Annotated in this window: 22 protein-coding genes; 14 read left to right on the top strand and 8 right to left on the bottom strand. The window is 66.0% G+C overall.

Features of this window, described 5'->3' with window-relative positions:
• The first annotated feature begins 73 nt into the window (after positions 1 to 73).
• Entirely contained in the window at positions 74 to 877 is an 804-nt protein-coding gene (locus B9C43_RS59560; protein ID WP_084424458.1) for a LysR family transcriptional regulator, read from the top strand.
• On the opposite strand, the gene B9C43_RS02930 is transcribed toward B9C43_RS59560, so the two are convergent.
• A complete protein-coding gene (locus B9C43_RS02930; RefSeq protein ID WP_084424457.1) occupies positions 849 to 1736 on the bottom strand; it encodes a GNAT family N-acetyltransferase in 888 nt (295 codons plus the stop codon). The two genes, B9C43_RS59560 and B9C43_RS02930, sit on opposite strands and share 29 nt — an antisense overlap.
• A gap of 332 nt (positions 1737 to 2068) precedes the next feature.
• Between B9C43_RS02930 and B9C43_RS02925 the strand changes: the two genes are divergently transcribed.
• The 5 genes from B9C43_RS02925 to B9C43_RS02900 all read left to right on the top strand — a co-directional run bounded on the left by B9C43_RS02925 (position 2069) and on the right by B9C43_RS02900 (position 7709).
• A complete protein-coding gene (locus tag B9C43_RS02925) occupies positions 2069 to 3199 on the top strand; it encodes a sensor histidine kinase (protein WP_200825407.1) in 1131 nt (376 codons plus the stop codon).
• Entirely contained in the window at positions 3196 to 3801 is a 606-nt protein-coding gene (locus B9C43_RS02920) for a response regulator transcription factor (RefSeq protein WP_084424456.1), read from the top strand. The genes B9C43_RS02925 and B9C43_RS02920 overlap by 4 nt, the downstream gene beginning before the upstream one ends.
• A 483-nt stretch (positions 3802 to 4284) precedes the next feature.
• On the top strand, positions 4285 to 5385 hold the full coding sequence (locus tag B9C43_RS02910) for a PLP-dependent cysteine synthase family protein (RefSeq protein ID WP_084424454.1): 1101 nt from the start codon (positions 4285 to 4287) through the stop codon (positions 5383 to 5385).
• 41 nt (positions 5386 to 5426) lie between these two features.
• A complete protein-coding gene (locus B9C43_RS02905) occupies positions 5427 to 6545 on the top strand; it encodes an MFS transporter (RefSeq protein WP_084425551.1) in 1119 nt (372 codons plus the stop codon).
• Positions 6546 to 6596: 51 nt separating this feature from the next.
• Positions 6597 to 7709: a S8 family peptidase gene (locus B9C43_RS02900; RefSeq protein WP_084424453.1), complete on the top strand. Its 1113-nt coding sequence runs from the start codon at positions 6597 to 6599 to the stop codon at positions 7707 to 7709.
• On the opposite strand, the gene B9C43_RS02895 is transcribed toward B9C43_RS02900, so the two are convergent.
• From B9C43_RS02895 to B9C43_RS02885, 3 genes are all read right to left on the bottom strand, one after another.
• Positions 7694 to 8380 carry an RDD family protein gene (locus B9C43_RS02895; protein ID WP_160096271.1) on the bottom strand — a complete coding sequence of 229 codons (687 nt, stop codon included), beginning with the start codon at positions 8378 to 8380 and terminating at the stop codon, positions 7694 to 7696. The genes B9C43_RS02900 and B9C43_RS02895 overlap by 16 nt on opposite strands.
• 41 nt (positions 8381 to 8421) lie before the next feature.
• On the bottom strand, positions 8422 to 8952 hold the full coding sequence (locus B9C43_RS02890) for a DUF4287 domain-containing protein (RefSeq protein WP_084424451.1): 531 nt from the start codon (positions 8950 to 8952) through the stop codon (positions 8422 to 8424).
• A gap of 108 nt (positions 8953 to 9060) precedes the next feature.
• Complete coding sequence (locus B9C43_RS02885; RefSeq protein ID WP_084424450.1) at positions 9061 to 12441, bottom strand: indolepyruvate ferredoxin oxidoreductase family protein; 3381 nt, start codon at positions 12439 to 12441, stop codon at positions 9061 to 9063.
• Positions 12442 to 12597: 156 nt separating this feature from the next.
• On the opposite strand from B9C43_RS02885, the gene B9C43_RS02880 reads away from it, so the two are divergent.
• On the top strand, positions 12598 to 13059 hold the full coding sequence (locus tag B9C43_RS02880) for an Lrp/AsnC family transcriptional regulator (protein ID WP_033379881.1): 462 nt from the start codon (positions 12598 to 12600) through the stop codon (positions 13057 to 13059).
• Here B9C43_RS02880 and B9C43_RS02875 read toward each other — a convergent pair.
• Complete coding sequence (locus B9C43_RS02875; RefSeq protein ID WP_051894702.1) at positions 13056 to 13832, bottom strand: GntR family transcriptional regulator; 777 nt, start codon at positions 13830 to 13832, stop codon at positions 13056 to 13058. The two genes, B9C43_RS02880 and B9C43_RS02875, sit on opposite strands and share 4 nt — an antisense overlap.
• Positions 13833 to 14847: 1015 nt before the next feature.
• Positions 14848 to 16752, bottom strand: a complete 1905-nt coding sequence (locus tag B9C43_RS02870) for a PPC domain-containing protein (RefSeq protein WP_160096269.1) — start codon at positions 16750 to 16752, stop codon at positions 14848 to 14850.
• Positions 16753 to 16981: 229 nt separating this feature from the next.
• Between B9C43_RS02870 and B9C43_RS02865 the strand changes: the two genes are divergently transcribed.
• Both B9C43_RS02865 and B9C43_RS02860 read left to right on the top strand, forming a co-directional pair.
• The gene (locus tag B9C43_RS02865) at positions 16982 to 17560 is read left to right on the top strand and encodes a TetR/AcrR family transcriptional regulator (protein WP_084425550.1); all 579 of its coding nucleotides are present in this window, start codon (positions 16982 to 16984) and stop codon (positions 17558 to 17560) included.
• 45 nt (positions 17561 to 17605) lie between these two features.
• The gene (locus B9C43_RS02860) at positions 17606 to 18466 is read left to right on the top strand and encodes an alpha/beta fold hydrolase (RefSeq protein ID WP_084424447.1); all 861 of its coding nucleotides are present in this window, start codon (positions 17606 to 17608) and stop codon (positions 18464 to 18466) included.
• Here the strand turns inward: B9C43_RS02860 and B9C43_RS02855 are convergent.
• Entirely contained in the window at positions 18463 to 19683 is a 1221-nt protein-coding gene (locus B9C43_RS02855; RefSeq protein WP_084424446.1) for a M14 family zinc carboxypeptidase, read from the bottom strand. The two genes, B9C43_RS02860 and B9C43_RS02855, sit on opposite strands and share 4 nt — an antisense overlap.
• Before the next feature lie 108 nt (positions 19684 to 19791).
• On the opposite strand from B9C43_RS02855, the gene B9C43_RS02850 reads away from it, so the two are divergent.
• Genes B9C43_RS02850 through B9C43_RS02835 form a run of 5 tightly spaced genes read left to right on the top strand, consistent with a single transcriptional unit; the run spans position 19792 to position 23189 of the window.
• Complete coding sequence (locus B9C43_RS02850) at positions 19792 to 20790, top strand: Ppx/GppA family phosphatase (RefSeq protein WP_084424445.1); 999 nt, start codon at positions 19792 to 19794, stop codon at positions 20788 to 20790.
• Between the two features lie 40 nt (positions 20791 to 20830).
• A complete protein-coding gene (locus B9C43_RS55370) occupies positions 20831 to 20983 on the top strand; it encodes a CsbD family protein (protein ID WP_143446054.1) in 153 nt (50 codons plus the stop codon).
• Positions 20984 to 21012: 29 nt separating this feature from the next.
• Positions 21013 to 21939 carry a non-homologous end joining protein Ku gene (ku, locus tag B9C43_RS02845; protein WP_084424444.1) on the top strand — a complete coding sequence of 309 codons (927 nt, stop codon included), beginning with the start codon at positions 21013 to 21015 and terminating at the stop codon, positions 21937 to 21939.
• Positions 21936 to 22763 carry an SDR family oxidoreductase gene (locus B9C43_RS02840; protein WP_084424443.1) on the top strand — a complete coding sequence of 276 codons (828 nt, stop codon included), beginning with the start codon at positions 21936 to 21938 and terminating at the stop codon, positions 22761 to 22763. The genes ku and B9C43_RS02840 overlap by 4 nt, the downstream gene beginning before the upstream one ends.
• 36 nt (positions 22764 to 22799) lie before the next feature.
• Positions 22800 to 23189, top strand: a complete 390-nt coding sequence (locus B9C43_RS02835; protein ID WP_084424442.1) for a VOC family protein — start codon at positions 22800 to 22802, stop codon at positions 23187 to 23189.
• Here the strand turns inward: B9C43_RS02835 and B9C43_RS02830 are convergent.
• Complete coding sequence (locus B9C43_RS02830) at positions 23159 to 23764, bottom strand: TetR/AcrR family transcriptional regulator (protein WP_143446053.1); 606 nt, start codon at positions 23762 to 23764, stop codon at positions 23159 to 23161. The genes B9C43_RS02835 and B9C43_RS02830 overlap by 31 nt on opposite strands.
• Between the last annotated feature and the right edge of the window lie 172 nt (positions 23765 to 23936).

Genomic DNA, 23936 nt, shown 5'->3' with positions numbered 1-23936 from the left:
GCAATCCTCACCCGGCGACCGAGTTCAGCACCAACGATGATTCATGCACTTTGCATTAGAGATACTTATGCACATGGATCCGCATCTGTTGAGGACGTTCGTGGCCGTCACCCGCTGCGGCTCCTTCTCCCGTGCCGCCGACGAACTCGGGTACACGCAGTCCGCTGTGTCACAACACATCGCCGCCCTGGAGAGTGACCTGGGCACGGCACTGCTGCACCGGCGTCCCGTCGCGCCCACGCCGGAAGGCCAGCGTCTGCTGGAGCACGCCGGACCGATCCTGGTGCGACTGGACGCTGCCCGGGCGGAGATCACCAAGATGGTCGAGGCACCGCCGGACCGGCTCGTCGTCGGCTTGTCCCCGCTGGCATTCATGCCCGACATCGTCGCGGCCAACCACGTGCGGGTCCTGCCACGCGCCGACGTGGTGACCGGTGTCGCACAAGGAACCCTCGACCTTGGCCTGGTCGACGGGGTGGCTACGGCCAGCGATCCGTTGAACCTGCCGGATGTCGCGCCACTGGCCACAGTGGGCGTCGCGGAACGCCCACTGGTCGTGGTCTTTCCCGCCGATCACCCACTGGCCCGGCGCAAACGGATCAACCTCGTGGATCTGAGTGACGCGCAATGGATCGACGCACCGGAGTCAGCGATCCCGTTGGCACAGCTGCGTAGCGCGAGCGGCACGGACGGTTTCCGTGCCGCTCTGCGCTACGAAGGAACGCACGTCCCTGGGCTGCTGGAGATGGCAGCCGCCGGCCATGGCCTGGCTCTGTTGCCACAGCACATGGTCGACGGCGTGCCTGCGGTGCCCATCACGCGCCTGGTACACCGCGTCGAACTGCTGTCTATGCCAGGTCGATCCGGTGTTCGCTGACCGGGTAGCCCGCCTTGGCGAACGCCCTGGCCATCGGGAAGTTGGGCTGGTCGGTGGCGGCGATGACCCGGTCGGCACCGTTTTCGACGAGAATGTGCGTGGCCTCGACCAGCAGGTCGTAGGCGTATCCGTTGCCGCGGTGCGCGGGCAGGACACCGATGTAGCCGATGATCGGGTTCTTGTAGTTGCGTGCCGGGATTGAGATTCCGGCCAGCTCACCTGACGGCGTGTACGCCAGCCGCCACCAGTCCCGTGGGCTGGGCAGCCAGCGCAGGATGTCCAGTTCTTCCTGGGCGGAGGCATCCAGACCGGACTGTTCGACGGTCTTGCGGACGTGCGCGTCCAGACTGCCCTGGTTGATCTGCCGGAACGCCTCGAAGATCTGCTGGTCGTCCTCGACCGGCTGGAAGTCAAGCCGGCCAGGCCGCTCTGGCAGGCCGCAGTCCGGCGTCCATCGATAGCGGTAGCGCTCGACAAGCCGCTTGAACCCTGCCGCTTCGGCAGCGGACAGCCGAGTCAGCGCGGCTTCGTGGATGTCCTTGTCCTCCCGCCAGTTCGGCGGCAACCGCAACCAGTACTCCGCGTGGAGCGGAGCCTCTTTCAACAACTGGACCGCGGCGTCCGCGTCGGTGAAGTCGAACCAGTCGAGTGTTTTGGGCTCGGTGTCCTCCGGCCCACCCCACCAGGCGGCACGCGCGACGACAACGCCGTCCCGTTCGGCAATCCAGGTCCACTCCGGACGGTACTCACCGGCCGCGTAGGTCTCGCCGAACGCGGCGAACCCGACAAGGCCGGGGTCGGGCAGCGAGTCGAAAAGGTGTTCTTCACCGGGCAGCAACGCCCGGATTGTCAAAGACATGGGATTCCTTCTGCAGAAGCGTGCGCGCTCCCAGTCAGATCCCCGAAGCCCTCACAGCCAGGCGGGAGCGCATGATCGACACAGTGATCATCGTTCCCACCTCCTTGATCCACTCGAGGGCTGCCGCCACCCTACTCCGTGTCCACCACTCCAACACACCGAAATACACACTCCGGCACACCGAGACGCACATCCCGGCACTGGCGGGGGAATTTCATGGTGCCGGAATGGTGGACACGGGGTGCTGCAAAGGTGGACACGGCGGTTCGTGCATGGTCGAGTGATGACATCCGCACATCGGATTTGCGCATGGGCCTCGCCACGCTGAAGGTATGAATAGCATCTTGCCGGTGGAACCGATGTTGCGCCGGGCCAGGGCGGTCACGCTGGGCTCGCTGGCGGTCACCGTGCTGACCAGCCTGATCATGCCTGGGATCGGGATCTTGCGTGACCAACGTCCGCTATGGATCGTGCTCGGGGCCATCGGTGTGCTTGCCTTCGCGGCGACGCAAGCGGGCGCGCTCTACGCCACAGTGACGCCGTGGCTCAGCGAGCAGGCCAGGCGACGGTTGCTGATCGCCTTCGGGCTCGCCTCAGTCCTGACACTCCCCCTCACAGCTCCGGTTGGCGGAAGCCAGTGGGAGACGTGGGCATGGATCGGCGGCTCGATCATCGGGTCGCTTCCTATGCTCAAGGTCGGGCGAGTCCCGACGACAGCCATAACGTTGGCGGTCTTCGTAGCCGCTGGGATCCTGGCTGACCGGCCGGTCGCGGCGCTGGTGATCGTGGCCAGCATCGCCGCGGCCGTGATCGCGATGAGCGTCGCGCACCTGTGGCTCTGGGACATGCTGCTACAGGCCCGCAAAGGCCGCGAAGCTCAGGCGCAGCTCGCGGCGACCGAGGAGCGGCTGCGGTTCGCCCGCGACGTGCACGATGTGCTCGGCCACGACTTGTCCCTGATCACTCTCAAGGCTGAACTCGCCTCGAAGCTCGCACCGGTCGACGCCGAAGCGTCGGCGAGAGAGGCGTCCGAGGTGCAACAACTGGCGACCCAAGCGCTGACGAACATGCGCGAGGCCGTCCACGGCTACCGCGCCGTCAACCTCAACGAACAGCTCGATGCGATCGCCGACGTGCTGCAGTCCTCCGGGGTACGCTGCACGATCACGCGGCCGGACAACGAACTGCCGCAGGCGATCGCCACGCGGCTCGCGGCGGTGCTGCGGGAGGCGAGCACCAACGTGCTGCGGCACAGCCAAGCCAAGTGGTGCACGATCGACGTGACACACGCGGGCGAGGAGGTGCGGATGACCGTGGCCAACGACGGCGCCGGGAACAGTGCGGCCGATCGGCACAGTTCGGGGCTCGCCGGGCTCGCCGACCGGCTGGCCGAGGCCGGTGGACGGCTGCGCACCCGTCAGGAGAACGGCGTCTTCACACTGGAAGCCTCGATAAAACCGTGATCCGAGTACTGCTCGCCGACGACGAGGACCTGATCCGCACCGCGTTGGCCGCGTTGCTGAACCTGGAGCCGGACCTCGAAGTCGTCGGCCACGCGTCCGACGGCCGCAAAGCTGTCGAGGCCGCGCTGGCGCACAAGCCGGACGTGGCCGTGGTCGACCTGGAGATGCCAGCGCTCGACGGCCTCGAAGTCACCACCGAGCTGATCAAGGTCGCGCCGGAGTGCGCGGTGGTCATCCTGACCGGGCACGGCAGGCCGCAGCACCTGAAACAAGCGCTTTCCGCCGGTGCCAAGGGGTTCGTGCGCAAAGGATCACCTGGTGGCACGTTGGCCGACGTCATCAGGCGCGTCCACGGCGGCGATCGCTACGTCGACCCGTCGCTCGCCGCGGACGCCCTGACCGCGCCCGAGTGCCCGCTGACACCGCGTGAGCTGGAGGTTCTCCGGCTCGCCGAGTTCGACACACCGGTGGCCGTGATCGCCAAACAAACCCACCTGTCCAACGGGACGGTCCGCAACTACATCGCCGCGGTGATCAACAAGCTCGGCGTCTCCACCAGGGCCGAGGCGATCCGGATCGCACGCGAGCACGGATGGCTTTGACCGTGTGTGACTGATCAGCTGCGGACTGGTACCGTAGATCACGATGAGGACACGACGGGTGGCCATTCTCCTACTGCTGCCGTTCCTGTGGCTCGTGATCGCTTCGTGCGCACCGCACACGGAGGACCATCCCGAGTCGCACGGCGTTGTGTCCACTCACGACGGTCACTGTCATCATGAGACAGAACCGCACTCACACGACTATTTCGCCGCTGTTCCAACGACTGCAGCTCCCATCCCGGTCACCACACCGGCGACGGCCGAGACCCAGCCGCAGGAGACGGGCGCTGGCCCCGCACGCGTTGACCAACCGCGCAGCAGGACCGGCCGCACTGTCCTCATTGATCTGTCCATCGCGCGGACCTGAGGGACCGCGAAACCGGCCGGAACTCTGCGCAGTCCACAGACGACTCTCTGTGGTGATGTCGCATGCCTTCGGCCGCTACGCGCCCCTACCCCACTGAGCGTTGTGAGACAGGTCTGATGAACGCTGTTTTGACCAACACCGGGCTTTCCGCGCCCACCCCTGCCCAGCTGCTGACCACCGCCGCGAACTGCCACTCCCCCGCCACCGCCGTCGGCAACACGCCGGTGCTGTGGGTCAACGAGGACGGCCGTGGCTACTGGGCGAAGCTCGAGGGCCACAACCCCGGCGGCATGAAGGACCGGCCCGCGTTGCACATGGTCGACAAGGCCATCCAGCGCGGCGATCTCAAGCCGGGAGCCATGATCGTGGAGTCCACCAGCGGCACCCTCGGTCTCGGCCTCGCGCTGGCCGCGACCGTGTACCGGCATCCGGTCACCCTGGTCACCGACCCTGGTATGGAGCCGATCGTGCGCCGGTTGCTGACGGCGTACGGCGCACGCGTCGAACTGGTCGAGGAGCCGCACCCGACCGGCGGCTGGCAGCAAGCCCGCCGCGACCGCGTCGAGAAAGTCATGCGCGCGAACCCTGGGTCTTGGTGCCCGGACCAGTACAACAACCCGGACAACGTGGCCGCGTACGCCTCGTTGGCCATGGAGCTCGTCGCCCAGCTCGGGCGGGTGGACGTGCTCGTGTGCTCGGTCGGCACTGGCGGTCACTCCGCCGGGATCGCCCGCGTTCTGCGAGAGTTCTGCCCGCACATGCGTTTGGTCGGCGTCGACACGATCGGCTCGACGATCTTCGGCCAGCCCGCGAGCACCCGGCTGATGCGAGGCCTGGGCTCCAGCATCTACCCCAGCAACGTCGACTACGCGGCCTTCGACGAAGTGCACTGGGTCGCACCGGCCGAAGCCGTGTGGACGTGCCGCAAGCTCGCGTCCACGCATCACGCCAGCGGCGGCTGGAGTGTCGGCGCGGTCGCACTCGTTTCCGGTTGGCTGGCAAGGACAAGCTCGCCGGAGACCCGGATCGCGGCGATCTTCCCCGACGGCCCGCACCGCTACTTCGACACGGTCTACAACGACGAGTTCTGCAGGCAGCACGGCCTGCTGGACACCAAGCCGACCGAGCCGGACACCATCGACAGCCCGCAGGACCGAGTCGTCGAACGGTGGACCAGGTGCACCGCCGTCAGCGATCCACTGGCCGGTGCCCGGTGATCCGGCAGTTCCGGTCGTTCGACCGGCCGAGCAAGCTGTTGATGGTCAACCAGTTCGCCATCAACGTCGGCTTCTACATGCTGATGCCCTACCTGGCCGGCTATCTCGCCGGGCCGCCCGCGCTGGCGGGCTGGGCGATCGGGCTGGTCCTCGGCGTGCGCAACTTCTCCCAGCAGGGAATGTTCCTGCTGGGTGGGACGCTCGCGGACCGGTTCGGGTACAAGCCGTTGATCGTCGCCGGGTGTCTACTCAGGACGGCCGGGTTCACGTTGCTCGGCGTGGTGAACTCGTTGCCCGCGTTGATCATCGCCTCGGCGGCGACGGGCTTTGCCGGGGCGTTGTTCAACCCGGCAGTCCGCGCGTACCTCGCGGCGGACGCGGGCGAGCGCCGGGTGGAGGCGTTCGCGTTGTTCAATGTCTTCTACCAAGGCGGGATCCTGCTCGGCCCGCTCGTCGGACTGGCATTGACCACTGTGGACTTCCGGCTGACGTGTCTGACCGCCGCGGCGGTCTTCGCGATGTTGACTGTTTTGCAACTGCGCGCGTTGCCCAGTCATGCCGCCGAAACTGGGAAACGCACCATGCTGGGCGATTGGCGGACGGTCATGGCCAACCGGCCGTTCATGCTGTTCGCGTTGGTCATGGTCGGCTCGAATGTGCTGTCGTTCCAGGTGTATCTGGCGCTACCGTTGCAGGCCAGTTCCCAGACCTTGGTGATGGCGTTGTTCGTGGTGTCGGCCGTGGTCGCGATCGCAGGGCAGCTGCGGATCACGGCGTGGTTCCGGGATCGCTGGGGTCCCGGCCGGTCGATCGTGATCGGTGCGGCCGTGCTGACGTCCGCGTTCCTGCCGCCATTGGCCGTGCCGGGCGACGCCGCTTTGCTGATCTCGTCCGCGCTGCTCGCCTTGGGGACAGCCGTGGTGTTCCCGTTCGAGATGGACACGATCGTCCGGTTGTCCGGCAACCGTCTGGTCGCCACGCACTACGGGTTCTATAACACCATTGTGGGTGTCGGAATCATGCTCGGGAACCTGTTCGCCGGCACGGTTTTCGATCTGTCCCCCAGCACCGGCTGGCTCGGATTGCTTGCCATCGGCGGCATCTGCGTACTCGGCCTGTTCGCTTTGGAACGCAGCCGTACCTTTGTAACGGTGAACTAGTGGCAATTGGTGAACCTTGCCCATCCCGATCGGGTCGACTACACGTCGACTATGGGATTCGGTAAGCGAACTGCCATCGCCGCGCTGTCACTCGCCTTGGTCGCGCCGGTTCAGGCGAATGCCGAACCGGCGCACCGCTACATCGTAGTGCTCGACGGGACTGCCGGGATCGACACGCTGACCAACCGGTTGGACGTACGGGCTGAGCACACGTATCACACCGTTCTGAACGGCTTTTCGGCTTCGCTGACCCAATCCCAGCTGCGCAGGCTGGCAGGGGACAAGTCAGTGTCCTATGTGGTGCCGGATGCCGAGGTCCACGCGTACGGCGAACAACTCAACCCGCCGTGGAACCTCGACCGTATCGACCAACGAGACTTGCCCTACGACGGCAAATACAGGTGGGTGACCGAGGCGGCCAACGTGCACGCGTACGTCCTCGACACCGGTATCCGGCGCACGCACTCGGATCTGCTTGGCCGAGTGGCGCCGGGTGTGGACCTCGTTGAGAACGACGGGAATCCCAACGACGACAACGGACACGGCACGTTCATCGCCGGGATCATCGGCGGTACGAAATACGGCGTGGCCAAGAAGATCACCCTCGTGCCGGTGAAGGTGCTCAGCGCGAACGGCTCGGGCAGCATGTCGACGGTCATCGCCGGTCTTGACTGGATCACCCGCAACGCCAAGAAGCCCGCGGTGGCCAACATTAGCCTCGGCGGTGCCGCCAACCAGGCGTTGGACGACGCCGTTCGCCGATCGATCGCGTCCGGCGTGACCTATGGCGTGGCGGCGGGGAGTTCCGCCAGCGACGCGGGCAACTTCTCACCGGCCAGAGTGAAGGAAGCGATCACCACTGCGGCGACGAACATCAACGACTGCGTGCACACCGCGTCGAACTACGGCCCATTGATCGACTTGCACGCTCCCGGCGTGAACATCACCGGGATCTGGAACTCCTCGGACACGGCAACGAACACGCTGACCGGGACATCGTTCTCGACGCCGCACGCGGTCGGCGGGGCGGGCCTGTACCTGGCAACGCACCCCACCGCCACACCGGCTCAAGTGGAAGCCGCACTGATCGCCCACTCCACCAAGGACAAGCTCTGCGGACTGCGGCCGAACACCGCCAACCGCTTGCTCTACACGTTGCCGTAGTGCGAGGCTTCCCCTTCCTTGTGCACCACCACAGTGCTGGCAACCTTGTCGTGCAAGCACTGGTACAGCGGACGGTCCCATAGGCACCACAACACGTTCAGCAAACCACCGAGCGGCACGATGGCGAACACGGGAGCAATGAGGAAACGGCCCAGCGCCGCACCGAAACCCGGGTATTCCGCGTTCGCCACACGCACCACCCGGATGCCCATGGCGAGCTTGCCCGGCGTGCCGCCTTTCAACGTGTTGAACAACGGCTCGTAGAGCAGCCATGCCAGACCCACGATGACCAGCAGCACGATCCCGATCACGTTCGCCGCTTCGTCCGGCCGGCGAGTGCCGAAGCCGTTGGTGATACCGGCGATGGCGGCGGCCAGGCCACCGATGACCGCGCCGAGGATCAGTCCGTCGATCAGTCTGGCGACCAGCCTGCGCCCAGGGTTGGCCAGCACACGGACCGGCTGCACCGGATCGAAGCGGGCGTACTGCGTGCCCGCCTCCGGCGGCAGGAACTGCGGACCGATGTGCTGCTGGCCGGGGTATCCGTACTGGTAGCCAGGCTGCTGGTAGTAACCCTGCTGCGGGTACGGCGGTGTCTGCGGGAACTGCTGGTACGGCTGCTGCTGGTTCGGATCACCAGGCTGCTGCGGCGGTGGCGGTGGAAAGGTCACGCGCTCCCCCTCTCGAATCGAGCGGACGGAGTGTAAACCGGTTACGGCGCTATGTGGGCCTTGAGGGTAGCGAGCCGCTCCCGCCACATCGCCTTCATCCGCTCAGCTTCCTCCGGGCTTTCCAGCCGCTCGTGCGCCACGGCCACAACGCTCTTGCCCGGTCCCTTCGCGTCGAAGCCCACGTTGACCCGCGTCCGGCCGTCCTCCCAGTCGAACCGGGCGGACCGCCCAGGCTGGGAAGTCCGTTCCCGCAGCGCCTCACCCGCCGTCTGCATGAACGCCTTGAACAACTCGTCGACCGGCACGTCCACTGTCTTGCTCACGCTGATGGTGAACAGGCCGTCCCGTCCGCTGCCCGGCGATCGCAACCCGCGCGCCTGCTCGTAGGCGACCGTGATCGACTGTGCCCACCAGCTGCCGACGCCGCGTTCGTCCATCAGCCAGGCGACGATCTCCTTGTGGCTGTGTCCGGTCGCTCCCCAGGCGTCCAGTTCGGCGTTCCACTCGTCCCAGTCACGCCCGGTCGCGGTCCGGACGGCGTCCACGGAAGTGCGCTTGACCTGCTTGTTCATCGTGTCCTCCTCGGGGTTGTCACCCGAGACGTAGAACCTGGCGAGGCGTTCTCGACATCGTGGTCCAAGTTGTTCGTGGAAATCGCGCCGATCGCCGTTGAAGTGACACTAAGCGGCCGATCCGACCGGGCTCTGCGTCCGCACCGGCGTGAGCAACTCGGCCATGCGTTCCCGGTAGGCGGTGACGTTGTCGAGTTTGATCTGCTCGTAGCCGCGGATCATGTCCGGCAACTCGGCCAGCTCCAGCCGCACGGCCGGGTCTGCTTGGCGCACAGCGTCGCGGTACTCGCCGATCAGCTCGCGCTCCACCTTGCGGACGTGCGCATAGCCGAACACATCGAGCTTGGTGCCGCGCAGCCTGCGCATCCCGACCAGCAGCCGGAACACCAGGCGGAACCAGCGGCCGAGGCTGAGCTTGCGCTTCATCCCCATGGCGCGCAGGACCGGCGGGTGCAACCGGTAGGAGACCTTGGCGCCCTCGCCGAACTGCTCCTCGACGCCGGACAGGTCAAGCGACAACCGGGCGACCTCGTATTCGTCCTTGTACGCCATCAGCTTGTACAGGTTGCGGGCGACGGCCTCGGCGACCTCGACCGTGTCGGAGGCACGGATCTGCTCGACGAAGGTCGCGTACTCGGTGGCGTAGCGCTCGTCCTGGTAGCCGATGAGGTCCGAGACACGCAGCCGGACCAGCCTGGCCAGCTCCGAGTCCGCTGGCGCGTCGACGATTCCGGCGATCCGATCGGTCGCCCGGTGCATCGGTGCTTCAACCTCGGGCGCGACCAGCAGCGCCGCAAGGGCCTCCGGGTCGGCGACAGCTTGGCGGCCACGCCGGAACGCTTGGAGGTTACGGTCGACCGCCGTGCCGTTGAGCCGGATCGCCTGTTCGACGGCGTCGGCGGACAACGCGATCGCACCGGTCTGGAATGCCGCGCCGACCTGGAGGATGTTGGCGTACTGGTCGTCGTCGAACAGCGCCTCGGCCAGGCCTCGCGCGTCGAGGTAGACCGTCCGGCGAGTCGCCGAGTCGATCACCGACCGGACATCGTGGGCGTCCGGATAGGACACACCGGTGTCCACGACCATGCTGGCCGTCGGCACTTCCGTTGTTGAGACGACGGCGGTCGTCCGGTCGGAGTCCGCCGCGGCCAGGTGCGTCGGGTCGGCGCCGACCAAGGCGTCGCAGGACAGGTAGAGGTCCGCTTCACCCGACGCCAGTTTCGCGGCCTGCTCAACGCGTGAGGCCGTGACCTTGACGTCGGATACGACCGCGCCGCCCTTCTGCGCGAGCCCGATCTGGTCGAGGGTCCGGACGTGCTTGCCGTCGATCGCCGCCGCGGTGCCAAGGATCTGGGACACGGTCACCACACCGGTTCCGCCGATGCCGGTGATCCGGACTGTGAAGTCTTCGCCGTCCTGCACAGGCATGGGCAAGTCGGAGGCGGCGATGTCGGGAATCTCCCGGTGTTGCGGCCGCTTGCCGGGAATGACGGTGAGGAAGGACGGGCAGTCACCGGACAGGCACGAGTAGTCGACGTTGCACGACGACTGGTGGATCCGGGTCTTGCGGCCGAATTCGGTGGCGACCGGCTGCACCGACAGGCAGTTGGACTTCGCGCCGCAGTCGCCGCATCCTTCGCAGACCCGCTCGTTGATCATGACCTTGGCCGCGGGCGTGGGAACCTTGCCGCGGCGGCGCTTGCGGCGCTTCTCGGCCGCGCACTCCTGGTCGTGGATGAGCATGGTCACGCCGCCGATGGCGGCCAGTTCCTCTTGGCTGCGCAACATGTCGTCGCGGTGGCGGACCTCGACGCCACGCGGCAGCGGCAGTTTGCGGACCCGATCGGGCTCGTCACTGGTGATGATGATCTTGCGAACGCCTTCGACGAGCATCATCGACGCGATCTTCTCGATCGGCAACGCGCCGACCGCCTGCTGGCCGCCGGTCATCGCGACCGTGGAGTTGTGCAGCAGTTTGAAGGTGATGTTCGCGCCCGCGGCTACGGCTGCGCGCACGGCGAGGCTGCCGGAGTGCATGAACGTGCCGTCACCGATGTTCTGCACGAGGTGGGTCGAGTCGACGAACGGGCTCATGCCGATCCACATGACGCCCTCGCCACCCATCTGCGTGACGCCGAGGACGTTGCCGACCTGCTCGGGCTCCATGAACAAAGCCATGGTGTGGCACCCGATCCCGGCACCCACGAGCGTGCCCTCCGGCACCTTCGTCGACGAGTTGTGCGGACAGCCCGAGCAGAAGTACGGAGTCCTGGCCAGCAACGGCACCGCGATCCGTTCGCGCTTGCGCCGCTGTTGCCACGCACGGACCGGCTCGAAACCCTGCAGCCGCTTGGCGAACGCGCCCGCGATCTGTTCCGGGCTCAACTCACCGGACTGCGCCAGCAAAGTCCTGCCGTCGGGATCATGCTTGCCGTGCACTCGAGGCGCATCCGGCATGCCGTACAGGATGTTCTTCACGGCCGTCTCGACGAACGCCCGCTTTTCCTCCACCACGACGATCTCGGAGAGCCCCTTGGCGAACTCACGCACGATCTGCGGTTCGACCGGATGGATCACGCCCAGTTTGAGCACGCGTACCCGGCCGGACATGCCCAGCGCGCGCAAGGCCTGCTGGACGTCCAGATAGGACTTACCGGCGGTGATCACGCCGATGTCGGTCGTGCCGCGCTCGACGATCTGGTTCACGCCGCTGGCACGGACGTACTCCATGGCCAACGGGACACGCGTGTCGAAGAAGCTGCGTTCCAAGGCAGCCTGTTGCTGGCCGAGCAGATGCGCGGACGGAACGTGCTTGTACGCGTTGGCAGGCAGTTCGGGAGCGGTCCAGTCGTGCGGCAGGACAACGGTTCCCGCGGCGTCGGCGACATTCGCGACAATCTTCATCGATGTCCACAAACCGCTCGCTCGCGACATTTCGACCGCGTGCAGGCCGTGCACGAGCAGGTCTTGCGAGTCGGACGGGAAGAAGACCGGGATCTCCAGGTCGGCCAGGGCAAGCTCGGAAGCGTTCGGCACGGTCGAGGACTTCGCGTTCGGGTCGTCACCGACTAACGCGACGGCTCCACCGCTCGGGTCCGTGCCCGCGAGGTTGGCGTGGCGCAACGCATCGGTGGCCCGGTCCAGGCCGGGTGCCTTGCCGTACCACATGCCCACGATGCCGTCGGGCCGCTGTGTGCCCGTGCCCGCCGCCAACTGGCTGCCCATCACGGCCGTCGCGCCCAGTTCCTCGTTCAGACCGGGCCGGTGCACGATGTCGTACGCGTTGAGCAGCTTCTTGCGGCGCCCCAGTTCCAGGTCGAACCCGCCAAGCGGCGATCCCGAGTACCCCGAGACGAAGGCGGCGGTCGTCCGGCCTGCGGCACGGTCGTGCCGGATCCGGTCGAGCAGAACCCGCACCAGCGCCTGGATCCCGGTCAGATAGGCAGACCCGGATTCACGGACATAGCGGTCTTCGAGAGTGAAGGTCATGACTGGCCTCCCTGGCACGCGTGTTGCGCACACCACACAACGCCCGCGTGCGCGACGCAACAACCCTGGCACCTGAGCGCCACAAAGACGCAAAAAACCCGCGCCCACCTGGCGGAACCGCGCACACTTTTTGCGCGCCGCGTACAGTCACCGCTCATGGATGTCGAACTTGACCCCACCGACCACGAGATCTTGGCATTGCTCCGGCAGGACGCCCGCCGGACGCTGTCGGACATCGCCGGGCGGGTCTCGCTGTCCATCGCGGCGGTCAAGCGCCGGATCGACCGGCTGCAGGAATCGGGCGTGATCCTCGGGTACACCGTACAAGTTGATCATGCCAAGCTCGGCTGGGGAATCGAGGCCTTCACCGAACTGCGGTTCGCGGGCACCACGAACGTGGCGGAGATCGTGCAGACGACGACGGCGATGCCGGAGACCCAGGCGGTGTTCACCATCGCGGGCGACCCGGACGCGCTGATCTGGCTGCGCGTCCGGGACCTGGCCCATCTGCAGGAGCGGATCGACGAGATCCGCCGGAGCCACCGGGTCACCGGGACCAAGACGCTGATCGTGCTCGACGCCTGGTCGCGTGACCAGCAGAACTGGCCCAGCCGCTAAGCCTCACACGCGAGGTCGTAGACGAGCTTGGCGCTCTCCGCGTTGATCCGGGTTTCCTCCATCGCGAACGTATGGCCTTCGGGCGCCGCCACGATTCGCTGGATGACGAGCATCGGCGTGGCGCACGGTATGTGCAGCCGGTCGGCGTCCTCGGGAGGCGGCATCACGGCGCGGACATGTTCCCGCCAGGTCAATGTGTGCCCGGCAGCCGAAAGGATGTTGTACAGCTGGGTCGGGCTCCGGTACGGCCGGTCGCCCAGTTTCCGAGGGTCACGGATGGTGTCGCTCGGCAGGTACATGCGGTGGAACATCCGTCGCCCCTGGCCGTCATCCAGCAATTGGTCGTGCCGGTAGACATCAGCGCCTTCCCGGATTCCCATCACCAGAGCCAGGCCGGCGTTCGCCCGCACCCACTCGGTTGTGGGTTCACCGACGACATCCCATTGATAGCCCTCCAGATCGGGGTCGAAATAGTCGGACGATCCACTGCCCGGCGGGGCGTCGTCGATGATTTTGCGTGGATGTGACCGCACGACCCACTCCGGCCGCATGCGGACAACGGCGCCTTTGCCGTGGTGCACCGTGACCAGGCCTTCGGCCTTGAGTATGGCGATCGCGTCGCGAACCGGCGTACGCGAGACGGTGAACCGTTCGATCAGCTGGCTTTCGCTGGGCAGCATACTGCCGGATGGATAGCGGCCCGCCATGATCTCGTCCCGGATGACGCTGGCGATCGCATCCTTCTTCTTCGCCAGCTTGCCCCCGTTGGACATTACCTCTCCTGCCTGAAATATGCGGCGAGACGCCACGAAAAACAGCCGCGACGCCTCAACCATGTATTCTTTTCAACCGGCGTGTGTTATCGGGCGTCGCGCTTCAGCCTCGCCGCCGAAGTCCATGCGGAAACCACGCCGACGGACTGGCACATGAGAATGGCGGCACAGCAAACAACCACTGTGAGTACCGCCATCCGGACGATCGGCCCCCATGTGGGCGCGTGCAGTGCTCGATCGATCAGCCAGATCGGGCGCATCGGGCGCCCGCGAGTCCCGGTCCGACGGCGTGACCTGCGCGAATCATAAAATCCGCCGCGCTGACCGAAATCCGCCCAACGAGGGACGGATTCACCTGGATTCGATAGCTGACCTGGACCTATAATGAACATGTCCTAGGTTCCCTTTCTTGGTGTTCTAGTACCGACCGACAGGGATCCAGGGCGATGCGGCTCGCTGTGTCAGCAGCGAGCCGCCCCTGTATGCGCTTCGATGTGGCCCCCCAATTACGAGCGACTCCGCATGTCAGCGCATGTCCAAATTGAAGCAGGTCAAGATTCCACGTCGCAAGGACACCTATCCAGAGTGCCCATGCCGACGATCAACGGTCATTTTCACGCGACGAGCGGCAGTTGGTTTCTGCCCGACTGATCTGCGGGCCACATTGCTGAGGATCTACAAATACCAACCGAAAAGCCATCACATAGCCCGGTCGTGTTCACCCTTAAGACCGACAGAAACACCGTTGTCCGGGCGAATTGACGCCACAGCGTGCGGTCCCGCCCGATCGAGCAGCATCGGAACACGGATGGAGCAGTGATAAATGGTGCACAAGTCATCCGTGCGGCCACGAACTTGTCATGACGACTCGTTCCATTCCGAGTGGCCTGTCAAGAACTGCACGGATCGGATAAACGCACCCGGAATCCACGCCGCGCTGTGCTGCGAACACGGCCCAGCAAACGCAGAGGCGGGGCCCGGACCATCCGTCCGGGGCCCCGCCTGGAGTGATCGCCTAGCCGCGGCCGCGGCTGAAGCCCCAGCCAGTGCGGTTGAGGGTGTCCTCGTGACCGCTGAAGCCTTCGTTCGGGTTCAGCACGTCCTCGACGAAGTCGACGTCGACGTCGTCGGCCGTGCCACCGATCTTGTCCGGGCCGACGCCGAACATCAGGGTCGGGTTGCCGCCCTGGTCCATCAGGCTGGCCACCTCGTTGAACTGGTCGACGTGCCAGCTGCCGATGAAGTGCCCGAGTTCATGGGCGGCGATGTTGCCGACGCCCTGGCTGATGAACCGGATCTTGTCGGTCGCCGGGGTGATGTACGTGTTCAGCGAGGTGCGGCCGGTCGGCCCGCTCAGCACGTCGAGCAGCAGCAGCGCCGATTCCTCGGTGCCGAAGTTGCCCGGGTCGATCGACTGGGCGATGCCCACGGTCGGGATGCCCGACTCCGCGATCGAACCGCCGATGATCAGCCTGCTCACGCCTCCCTGGCCGAACGGGTCCGCGTGGTCCCGGCTGTTGAGGATCTTGACGGCGAAGTTCCGGTTGGTCGACTTCTGCGCGAGATCCTTCTCGACGTTCTCCTTGACCACGTCGATGATGCGGTCGATCAGCACGTTCTCGTCAGCCGGGCCAAGACCCCAGCCCGCGAGGAACGTCGAGAACGGGGACAAGGTCCGCACACCGGTCGCCCCGGCGTTGAAGATCCCGACGTCGATCTGGGCACCGTCGAAGTCGAGGAAGATGGTCTGCACGGTGCCGCGCGGCTTGGTCTCGGTTCCTGGCCGGTATGCCTCGAGCGCGACCTGATACTGACCTTCACCGTTACGCACGTGCAGGGTGTATTTGCCGGTCGTCGGCGCGAGGAAGTCGACCACCGCGTTGCCGCCCCGCGGCAGCGGAGACGACGCCGGGTACAGCGACGTGAAGTCCTGCGACGAGCCGAACACCTCGCGCCCGGTGGAGTCGTGCACCTCAAGCCGAGTCGAACCGCCCGTGACCGCGGCACCGATCACGTCGCCCGCGCGCAGGAAGAAGGAGTACACGTCCTTGTCATAGGTCTCCTGGCCGGACAGGGTCACGGTGTAGGCGCCTTCCGAGCCCGTGCCGAGCCCGCTGCCCGAGTCCGAGGGGTTCTGCGGGAACGTCGTGCCGTTCTCGCCGAATCCGCTGACCAGGACGTAGTAGTCGCCCGGGGTCGGCAGCGGCACGGTCACCAGGCTGTCGGTGTTGTCCGGGCCTTGGTCGTCATTGACCGCGATCTGCTCGCCTGCCGCGTTGTAGACCGCGACGACGGAGTCGAGGTCGCTGGCGGGCGTGTCGACGTCGATCGTGACCGAGCTGAAGCCCGAGACCTTGTAGAAGTCGTAATCCCCCTTCTTGTCGCCGCTGCTGCCGTGCGGGCCGTCGCCGATCACGCCGCTGGTCCGGATCCGCCGGCCCTCACCGACCGCGGGCGCAAGCGGGATCGACCCGTTGTCCTCAGCGAACGGTGGCAACGTCTTCGTCTCGGGGTCCGGAGCGAGATTCCCGGTCAACGAGAATTTCGACGCGGCGCCGAAACCGGTGCCGAAACCGAACAGGAACTCCGCGGTCGCATCGGTGTCGTTGCGACCACGGACGCCGACCGGTTCCCTCTCGGTGTACGGCTTTGCTTCGCCCGACCTGTTGCGCAGCGCGGCTTGTTCGGCCGCACGAGCACGCCGCACACCCGCGATGTCCACATTGGACAAGTCGGGCAGGTACGCCAGCATCGGGTCGATTCCCGAGGATTGCGAGCCCTTCGGCACGATCTGCACGCCCGCAGCCAATTGGCGCGCCTTGGCGGCGGCCACATCCTGAGCGGACACCGGGTCCGCCACTGCCACTCCTGCGGCCGAGACCATCGTGGCCACGGCGGCGACAACCAAACCTCTACGCAAGAATGCCCCTCCCAGTAGATCCCCAGGCGTGTATATCGAGATGACCATGGGCGGTCAACACTTTCGACCGTGCCTGAAACAGCCGCACAGCGGCCGGTTTGCCGAGATAGGCGCAGGTTCGAGCCAGCTGTGCGCGGCCTCGGCCAGCGCCGACGATGGCGAGTTCTGGCCGAGCGCATCCGGCCACACTTTCTTGATCGATCGTTCCAATTCCGCTAACGTGGTGAGCATGGCCAGGACGAAGGAGTTCGACCCGGACGCCGCGCTACGTGCGGCGCTGGACCTGTTCTGGCGCAAGGGTTACGAGGCGACCTCGATCCAGGACCTGGTCGACCACCTCGGCATCGGCCGGGCCAGCCTGTACGCCACCTTCGGCACCAAGCACGACCTGTACCTGCGCGCGTTGGACCTCTACACCGAGCAGGTCAACGGCGACGCCGGGTCGACCCTGTTCCCACAAGGCAACGCCCTCGCCGCGGTGAAGCAGCTGATCAGGGATTTCGCCGAGGACTCACTGACAGACCCGGATCGCAAGGGCTGCTTCGTCACCAACACCGCTGTCGAGTTGCTGCCGCACGACGAAAAGGCCGCTCGCGGAGTCGACGTCGGCATCGGCGGTCTCGAATCCGCCATCGCCGGAGCATTGGTGCGCGCCCAAGACCAAGGTGAGCTCAGCGCCGACAAGGATCCGTACTCGCTCGCCAGGTTCCTGACCACCTTCGCACAAGGTCTTCGCGTGGTCGCCAAGCGGCCCGAACGGCGTCGGATCACCGACGCCGTCGAGCACGCGCTGTCCCTCCTCGACTAGTTTCACGCCCTTATATTGGAACGCTCGATCTAGAATGGACCGACGATGAACAACGCCGAGCTCGCCAAGTCGCTGGGTTTCACCAGTGAGTACGCCGACGTCAACGGAACACGGCTGCACTACGTGACCGGCGGCGAGGGCAGCCCGCTCGTGCTGCTCAGCGGCTGGCCGCACACGTGGTGGGAATTCCGCAAGATCCTGCCGCCGCTGGCGCGCAACCACCGGGTGATCGCCGTGGACCTCCGCGGTATGGGTGGGTCGGACAAGCCGGAAAGCGGCTACGACAAGAAGACCATGGCGCGCGACATCGCCGAGCTGATCAAAGCCCTCGGGTTCGACCAGGCGAACATCGCCGGGCACGACATCGGAGCCATGGTCGCGTACAGCCTCGCGGCCAACCACCCCGCGGTCGTCAGCAAACTCGCCCTGCTCGAAGTGCCGCATCCGGACGAGAGCTGGTTCGGATTCACCATGCTGCCGCAGCCACCCGTTCCGCACCTGTGGTGGTTCGCGTTCAACCAGCTGACCGAACTGCCGCAAGTGCTGCTGAACGGCCGGTACCGGGCACTGATCGACCACCTCTGCGAGGGAGCGTTGGTCAACCAGGCGGCGATCACCGACGCTGATCGGCAGATCTACGCCGAGGCGTACGACTCCCCCGACGCGATCCGGGCATCGAACGGCTGGTACCAGACGTTCGTCCAGGACATCCAGGACGCGAAAACGTACGAACCGGTGTCGATGCCGGTCCTGGGCCTCGCGGCCGAGGGCAACGCGTTTCTGGAAGTCGCGCTACGCAAGCACAGCGCCGACTTCCAGATCCACTACATCGCGGGCACCGGCCACTACATCGCCGAGGAACAGCCCGAAGCGGTCGTCGAGCACCTGCTGAAGTTCTTCGGCTAGTCCACCAAGCTCAAGTCGGCCGCCTCGGCACCCGCGGTGCCGGGGATGGTGTCGAACTTCTCCGGGTCGATCCGGTCGACAGCACCCGTGCTGACGTCGGCGATCATCCGGTTCAACCCGGCGACGACCGCGCGCGTGAACCGCTCGCGGTGTTGCTGGCCAAGGGTTTGCGTCTGGCCGCGAACCTCGAACAGCACGGTTCCGGTGCCGTTCAAGGCAAAGGAGCACCGTGCCTGGCCAGGCAGGTCACGGTCGGCCGCGTGCGGGTATCGGGCGCCGATGTAGCCGCCTTCGGTCATCCCGTTGTAGGCACTGATCGCCAGCTGCCGTGATTCATCCTTTGTGTACACGTCACGGTACTTCGCGTACTTCTGGCCGTCCTCGAAGAAGCGGTCGGGCAGCGGCGGGTAGTCCACGGCGACGTCGAGGAACTTGTTGCTGCCTTCCTGCCGGACGCACGCGCCTTGGTGGTGCAGGTCGACGTACACATCGGGCACCTTGCCGCGCTCGGCCTTCAGGTCCAGGTACACCTTGCGCAACGCCCTGGCCTCCGGCGTGATGAACCAGCCGGGACGGTCGGACGAGCCGGGTACGTCCGCGGCCTGCGGCACGTAGTCCAGTTCGGGGTGGAAGTCGCGGTTGACGTCGAACCCGGGCCGCGTGCGGTAGTCATCTCCTTGCTGCTGGCCGGAAATGTAGTTCCACGCCGGTGGACGCCCGGCCAGCTGCGGGAACGTCTGCTGCACCTCGGCCCAGGACAGATCGTTGCCGCGGCGGTCCAGTTCGGCTCCGTCCGGGTTGAGCTTCGGCACCGCGACGAAGGTGATCGCCGCACGCAACCGCTTGGCGTGCGCGGATTCCGACGTGCCGAGGAAGTCGAGGATGCGCAACAACGCGTCGGTGCCGGTCTTCTCGTTGCCGTGGATCTCGCTGCTGACGATCATCACTTTGGGGCCGGTACCGACGGTCACCCGGTGGATCGTGCGGCCACGGGTCGACAGGCCCGCCGTCTCGACTTTGACCCTGCCGTTGCTGACACGCTGCAACCTGCCCAGTTCCACCTGGAGTTCGCGGTAGTCGGTGAACTCGTGGATCGGCAGTTCCCGCGGTTCGTCGCTGCACGGTCTGGCCTGGACTTGCGGCTGAGCCGCCGCGAAAGCCGGATTGACGAGGCCGAATGCCAGTGCCGCGGCGAGTGTGCCAACAAGAATCCGCATGGACGCCTCCCAGTATGTTGGACAAAAGCCAACGTACTGACATCGGGTCTGGTCCGGTTAGCCCGATCGGCCCAGATTGGCCGGGCGATCACGCGGGTACACGACTGCATGAGAATCGGAGTGCTCGACATCGGCTCCAACTCCGCGCAGTTGCAAGTGATCGACGCGCGTCCCGGAGCGCCGCCACTGCCGGCGCACTGCGTCAAGGAACCCACGTTGCTGGCCGAGTCCATCAACAAGGACGGAGCCATCGACGACGATGGGGTGCAACGGGTCGCCGACGCGGTTTCCCGCGCGGTGGATTTCGCCTTCCGGTATTCGGTCGACCAGCTGTACCCGTTCGTCACCTCGGCGATCAGGGACGCGACGAACCGCGAGAAGGTGCTGGACAAGATCCACCAAGCGGCCTCGATCATGCCTCAGTACCTCTCGGGTGAGCAGGAGGCGCGGCTGACGTATCTCGCGGCGCACCGGTGGTACGGCTGGTCAGCGGGCCGGCTGATGGTCCTGGACATCGGCGGCGGCTCGATGGAGATCGTGCTCGGCCGCGACGCCCAGCCGGACCTGGCGGTCTCGCTGCCGCTTGGCGCAGGCCGGGTGACCCGCAGGTTCCTGCCGAACGATCCGCCGACCCGCAAACAGGTCAAGGTGGCACGCAGGTACATCCGCGACACCCTGAGTGAAGTCGTCGATCGGCTCCGGTGGGAAGGCGATCCGAGGCGCGTGGTCGCGACGTCCAAAACGTTCAAGCAACTGGCCCGGCTCAACGGGGCGGCGCCGCAACGCAAAGGCCCCTTCGTCCGGCGCACGCTGTCGGTCACGGCACTGGCGCGGTCGATTCCCAAGCTGGCGGCCAAGACAGCTGCCGAACGAGGACGGATGCGTGGCGTTTCGAAGTCCCGGTCAAGACAGATTCTCGCCGGAGCGATGATCGCCCACGACGCGATGGTGGCGCTGGACATCTCGTCGGTGGAGATCTGCCCGTGGGCCCTGCGCGAAGGGATCATGCTGCAGCACCTGGCCGGGATGGTCGGCGACAGCGTCTCGCTGCCGTTGCAGCCGCTGACCCGAAACGGTCGCGTGATCGAGTTGCGAGACCACGCCTGACTGGGTACTACGACCTTTAACCAGGGAGGTACAGGTACTCATGTCCACTGACAAGCCGAAACACGTGGTCGAGGAGATCGTCGGCAAGATCAAGGAGGAGTGGGGCGAGTACACCGGCAACGAGGCGTTGCGGGTGGAGGGCGAAGCGGAGCTCGAGCAGGCGAAAGAAGACCTCAAACGGGACGAAGAATGATCCGCCGGGTTTGGGGGTAGCCACGAGTCATGGCGCGTGCGATTTGGAGCGGGGCGATCAGCTTCGGGCTGGTCGCCATCCCGGTGGAGCTCTACAGCGCCACCAGCGACCACACTGTCCACTTCAACCAGTTCCAGCGCGGGACGTCCGACCGGATCCGCTACAAACGGGTGAACGAGCGGACCGGCAAGGAAGTGGACTACAGCGACATCGTCAAGGGCCGTGAGGTCGGTGACGGCCAGTTCGTCCTGGTCGAGCCGGACGAGCTGGCCGACATCGCGCCCGGCAGGTCAAGAACGATCGACATCGACGCCTTTGTGGACCTCGACGAGATCGACCCGATCTTCTACCAGAAGACCTATTGGCTGGCACCGGCCAAAAAGGAGTATGCGAGGCCGTATGCCTTGCTGGCCAAGGCGATGACCGAGAGCAACCGGGCCGGCATCGCCACGTTCGTCATGCGCGGCAAGCAGTATCTGACCGCGGTGCGCGCCCGTGACGGGATCATGGCGCTGGAGACGATGTACTTCGCCGACGAGATCAGGGATCCGGCGGAGGTCAAGGAGACCGTCAAAGGCGCGAAAGCCCCGCAGGGCAAGGAACTCAAGATGGCCACGTCGCTGATCGAGTCGCTCAGCGAGGCGTGGAAACCGGAGAACTACCGGGACACCTACACCGACAAGGTGAACAAGCTGATCGAGGACAAGGCACAGGGCAACGAGATCGTCGTCGAGGCCGAGCCGCCGGAGGCCACCGAGGTCACCGACCTGATGGAGGCCCTGCGCCGCAGCGTCGAGTCGACGAAGGGCCGCACCAAGCAGCAGAAGAAGCCGCCTTCCAACCTGTCCGACCTCAGCAAGGCCGAACTCGACGAACGCGCCCGTGACCTGGAGATCAAGGGCCGGTCGAAGATGAACCGGGCCCAATTGGAGAAAGCCGTGGCGAAGGCATCATGAGCACCGTCGCACCACTCCCCTGGGACCGTGCCGGAGCACCGATGTACGCGGTCGTCACCGGTGCTGACTCGGGCATCGGCAAAGCTGTCGCTGTCGCTCTCGCCGGAGGTGGCGTCGACGTCGGAATCACCTACAACCGGGACGCGGACGGCGCTGAAGAGACGGCGAAACTCGTACGTGAACGCGGCGTGCGAGCCGCTATCCGCCACCTCGACCTGACCGACCTGCCAACCTCGACCGGCGCCATCGACGCCCTCGCCGAAGAACTCGGCGGCCTCGACGTGCTGGTCAACTGCGCGGGCACAGGCACAAGCCAGCTTGTCATGGACATGGACTACGACACGTGGCGCGACGTGATCTCCGTCGACCTCGACGGGGCGTTCCTGTGCTCCCAACGCGCCGCGCGGCACATGATCGAAGCAGGCAAGGGCGGCAGGATCATCAACATCACCAGCGTCCACGAGCACGCGCCCAGAATCGGCGCGGCGCCGTACTGCGCGGCGAAAGCAGGCCTCGGCGCACTGACCAAAGTGCTCGCGCTGGAGCTGGCCGAACACGCGATCACGGTGAACTCGGTCGCGCCCGGCGAAATCTCCACGCCGATGACCGGCCAGGAGGACATCGACCCGAAATCCCAGCCCCGGCCGGGAGTTCCGCTCGGCAGGCCAGGCCACGCCCAGGAAGTCGCCGCCGTTGTGGCCTTCCTCGCCACACCAGCGGCCGGGTACGTCACCGGTGCGTCCTATGTGGTCGACGGTGGCATGCTGCTGATGGGCCCGCAGGCGAGTCAACTGCTGCACGACGACCGCTGGCGCACACCGTGAGGTTTCCGTCTTGCCGGACTGGGCAACACTGGATGCATGATCGGACAACTACGAAGCGTGGTGTTTGACTGCAAGGATCCGGCCAAACTGGGGGATTTCTACGCGCAGTTGATCGGCGGAACCGTCACCAACGACGACCCGGATTGGGTGGTGGTGACGGACCCAGCTGGCCAGCGGCTGGCGTTCCAGGTGGCGCCTGACCACCAGCCGCCGAAGTTCCCCGACACCGCGGGCTCCCAGCAGGTGCACCTGGACATCAAGGTCGACGACCCGGACGAGGCCGAACGCCAGGCCTTGGCATTGGGCGCCACCCGCGTGACCGAGGAGCACCACGAGGACCACTTCCGGGTGTTCCGCGACCCGGCGGGCCACACGTTCTGCCTGGTCTACGGCGTTCAGGAGGACCCAGCGGGCTCAGGAGCCTGAATCGGCCGCAGGGCGTTGCGAATGGTCTCCTCGGCGAACGCGACAGCAGCCGACGCGGCGCCCGAGCGTCCCATCGCGGCACCGTTGACCTTCAACCCGTCGATGATCAGCAACAGCCGGTCCGCGAGCGTGCGCGGATCGGCTGCACCCGCGCGCTTGGCGAGGTCGAACAGGCTCTCCCGGATGAACTCGAAGTTCGCGGTGGTCGCCCGGTTGACGGGGTGATCAGCCTGCGGGAACTCGGCGTGCGTGTTGTAGATGACGCATCCCCGAAACCCAGGAGCGGTGGCGTTCTCGGCGATCCGGGCGACAATCGCCAGCAACTGATCGGCGGGCGCCGAAACCTGCTCGGCAACCGCCCGCAGATCCAAGCACCACCCCTCCTTGGTCCGCTCGATGTAAGCGGCGACAAGGTCATCCTTGGTCGGGAACTCGCGGTAGAGCAGATTCTTGCCGCAGCCGACCACATCGATGATCTGCTGCATCCCGACAGCGTGCACACCGTGGGCGTTGAACAGCTGACAAGCAGCAGTGAGAATCCGATCCCTCGCCCCCGGATCAGGCTTACGAGGCATGGCGGAAACGATACCCGACCAATTCCGGACCGCCCAGTCCACGACCACGCCCCACCCCCCGTGTCCACCGTTCCAGCACACCGTGTCCACCCTTCCAGCACCGTGAATTGCACGTTCAAGCACACCGTGTCGCACGTTCCAGCACCGTGAGTCGCACGTTGCGGCACACCGT

Origin of the sequence: Kibdelosporangium aridum (assembly GCF_900176515.1) — a bacterium.
Taxonomy (GTDB): Bacteria; Actinomycetota; Actinomycetes; order Mycobacteriales; family Pseudonocardiaceae; genus Kibdelosporangium; species Kibdelosporangium aridum.
This window is presented reverse-complemented; position numbering and strand designations above follow the sequence as displayed.

Excerpts from the sequence above, each read along its gene's own strand:
- B9C43_RS59560 (WP_084424458.1), top strand. The coding sequence starts at position 74 with ATGGATCCGCATCTGTTGAGGACGTTCGTGGCCGTCACCCGCTGCGGC.
- B9C43_RS02930 (WP_084424457.1), bottom strand. The coding sequence starts at position 1,736 with ATGTCTTTGACAATCCGGGCGTTGCTGCCCGGTGAAGAACACCTTTTC.
- B9C43_RS02925 (WP_200825407.1), top strand. The coding sequence starts at position 2,069 with ATGAATAGCATCTTGCCGGTGGAACCGATGTTGCGCCGGGCCAGGGCG.
- B9C43_RS02910 (WP_084424454.1), top strand. The coding sequence starts at position 4,285 with ATGAACGCTGTTTTGACCAACACCGGGCTTTCCGCGCCCACCCCTGCC.
- B9C43_RS02905 (WP_084425551.1), top strand. The coding sequence starts at position 5,427 with ATGGTCAACCAGTTCGCCATCAACGTCGGCTTCTACATGCTGATGCCC.
- B9C43_RS02900 (WP_084424453.1), top strand. The coding sequence starts at position 6,597 with ATGGGATTCGGTAAGCGAACTGCCATCGCCGCGCTGTCACTCGCCTTG.
- B9C43_RS02890 (WP_084424451.1), bottom strand. The coding sequence starts at position 8,952 with ATGAACAAGCAGGTCAAGCGCACTTCCGTGGACGCCGTCCGGACCGCG.
- B9C43_RS02885 (WP_084424450.1), bottom strand. The coding sequence starts at position 12,441 with ATGACCTTCACTCTCGAAGACCGCTATGTCCGTGAATCCGGGTCTGCC.
- B9C43_RS02880 (WP_033379881.1), top strand. The coding sequence starts at position 12,598 with ATGGATGTCGAACTTGACCCCACCGACCACGAGATCTTGGCATTGCTC.
- B9C43_RS02875 (WP_051894702.1), bottom strand. The coding sequence starts at position 13,832 with ATGTCCAACGGGGGCAAGCTGGCGAAGAAGAAGGATGCGATCGCCAGC.
- B9C43_RS02865 (WP_084425550.1), top strand. The coding sequence starts at position 16,982 with ATGGCCAGGACGAAGGAGTTCGACCCGGACGCCGCGCTACGTGCGGCG.
- B9C43_RS02860 (WP_084424447.1), top strand. The coding sequence starts at position 17,606 with ATGAACAACGCCGAGCTCGCCAAGTCGCTGGGTTTCACCAGTGAGTAC.
- B9C43_RS02855 (WP_084424446.1), bottom strand. The coding sequence starts at position 19,683 with ATGCGGATTCTTGTTGGCACACTCGCCGCGGCACTGGCATTCGGCCTC.
- B9C43_RS02850 (WP_084424445.1), top strand. The coding sequence starts at position 19,792 with ATGAGAATCGGAGTGCTCGACATCGGCTCCAACTCCGCGCAGTTGCAA.
- B9C43_RS55370 (WP_143446054.1), top strand. The coding sequence starts at position 20,831 with ATGTCCACTGACAAGCCGAAACACGTGGTCGAGGAGATCGTCGGCAAG.
- ku (WP_084424444.1), top strand. The coding sequence starts at position 21,013 with ATGGCGCGTGCGATTTGGAGCGGGGCGATCAGCTTCGGGCTGGTCGCC.
- B9C43_RS02840 (WP_084424443.1), top strand. The coding sequence starts at position 21,936 with ATGAGCACCGTCGCACCACTCCCCTGGGACCGTGCCGGAGCACCGATG.
- B9C43_RS02835 (WP_084424442.1), top strand. The coding sequence starts at position 22,800 with ATGATCGGACAACTACGAAGCGTGGTGTTTGACTGCAAGGATCCGGCC.
- B9C43_RS02830 (WP_143446053.1), bottom strand. The coding sequence starts at position 23,764 with ATGCCTCGTAAGCCTGATCCGGGGGCGAGGGATCGGATTCTCACTGCT.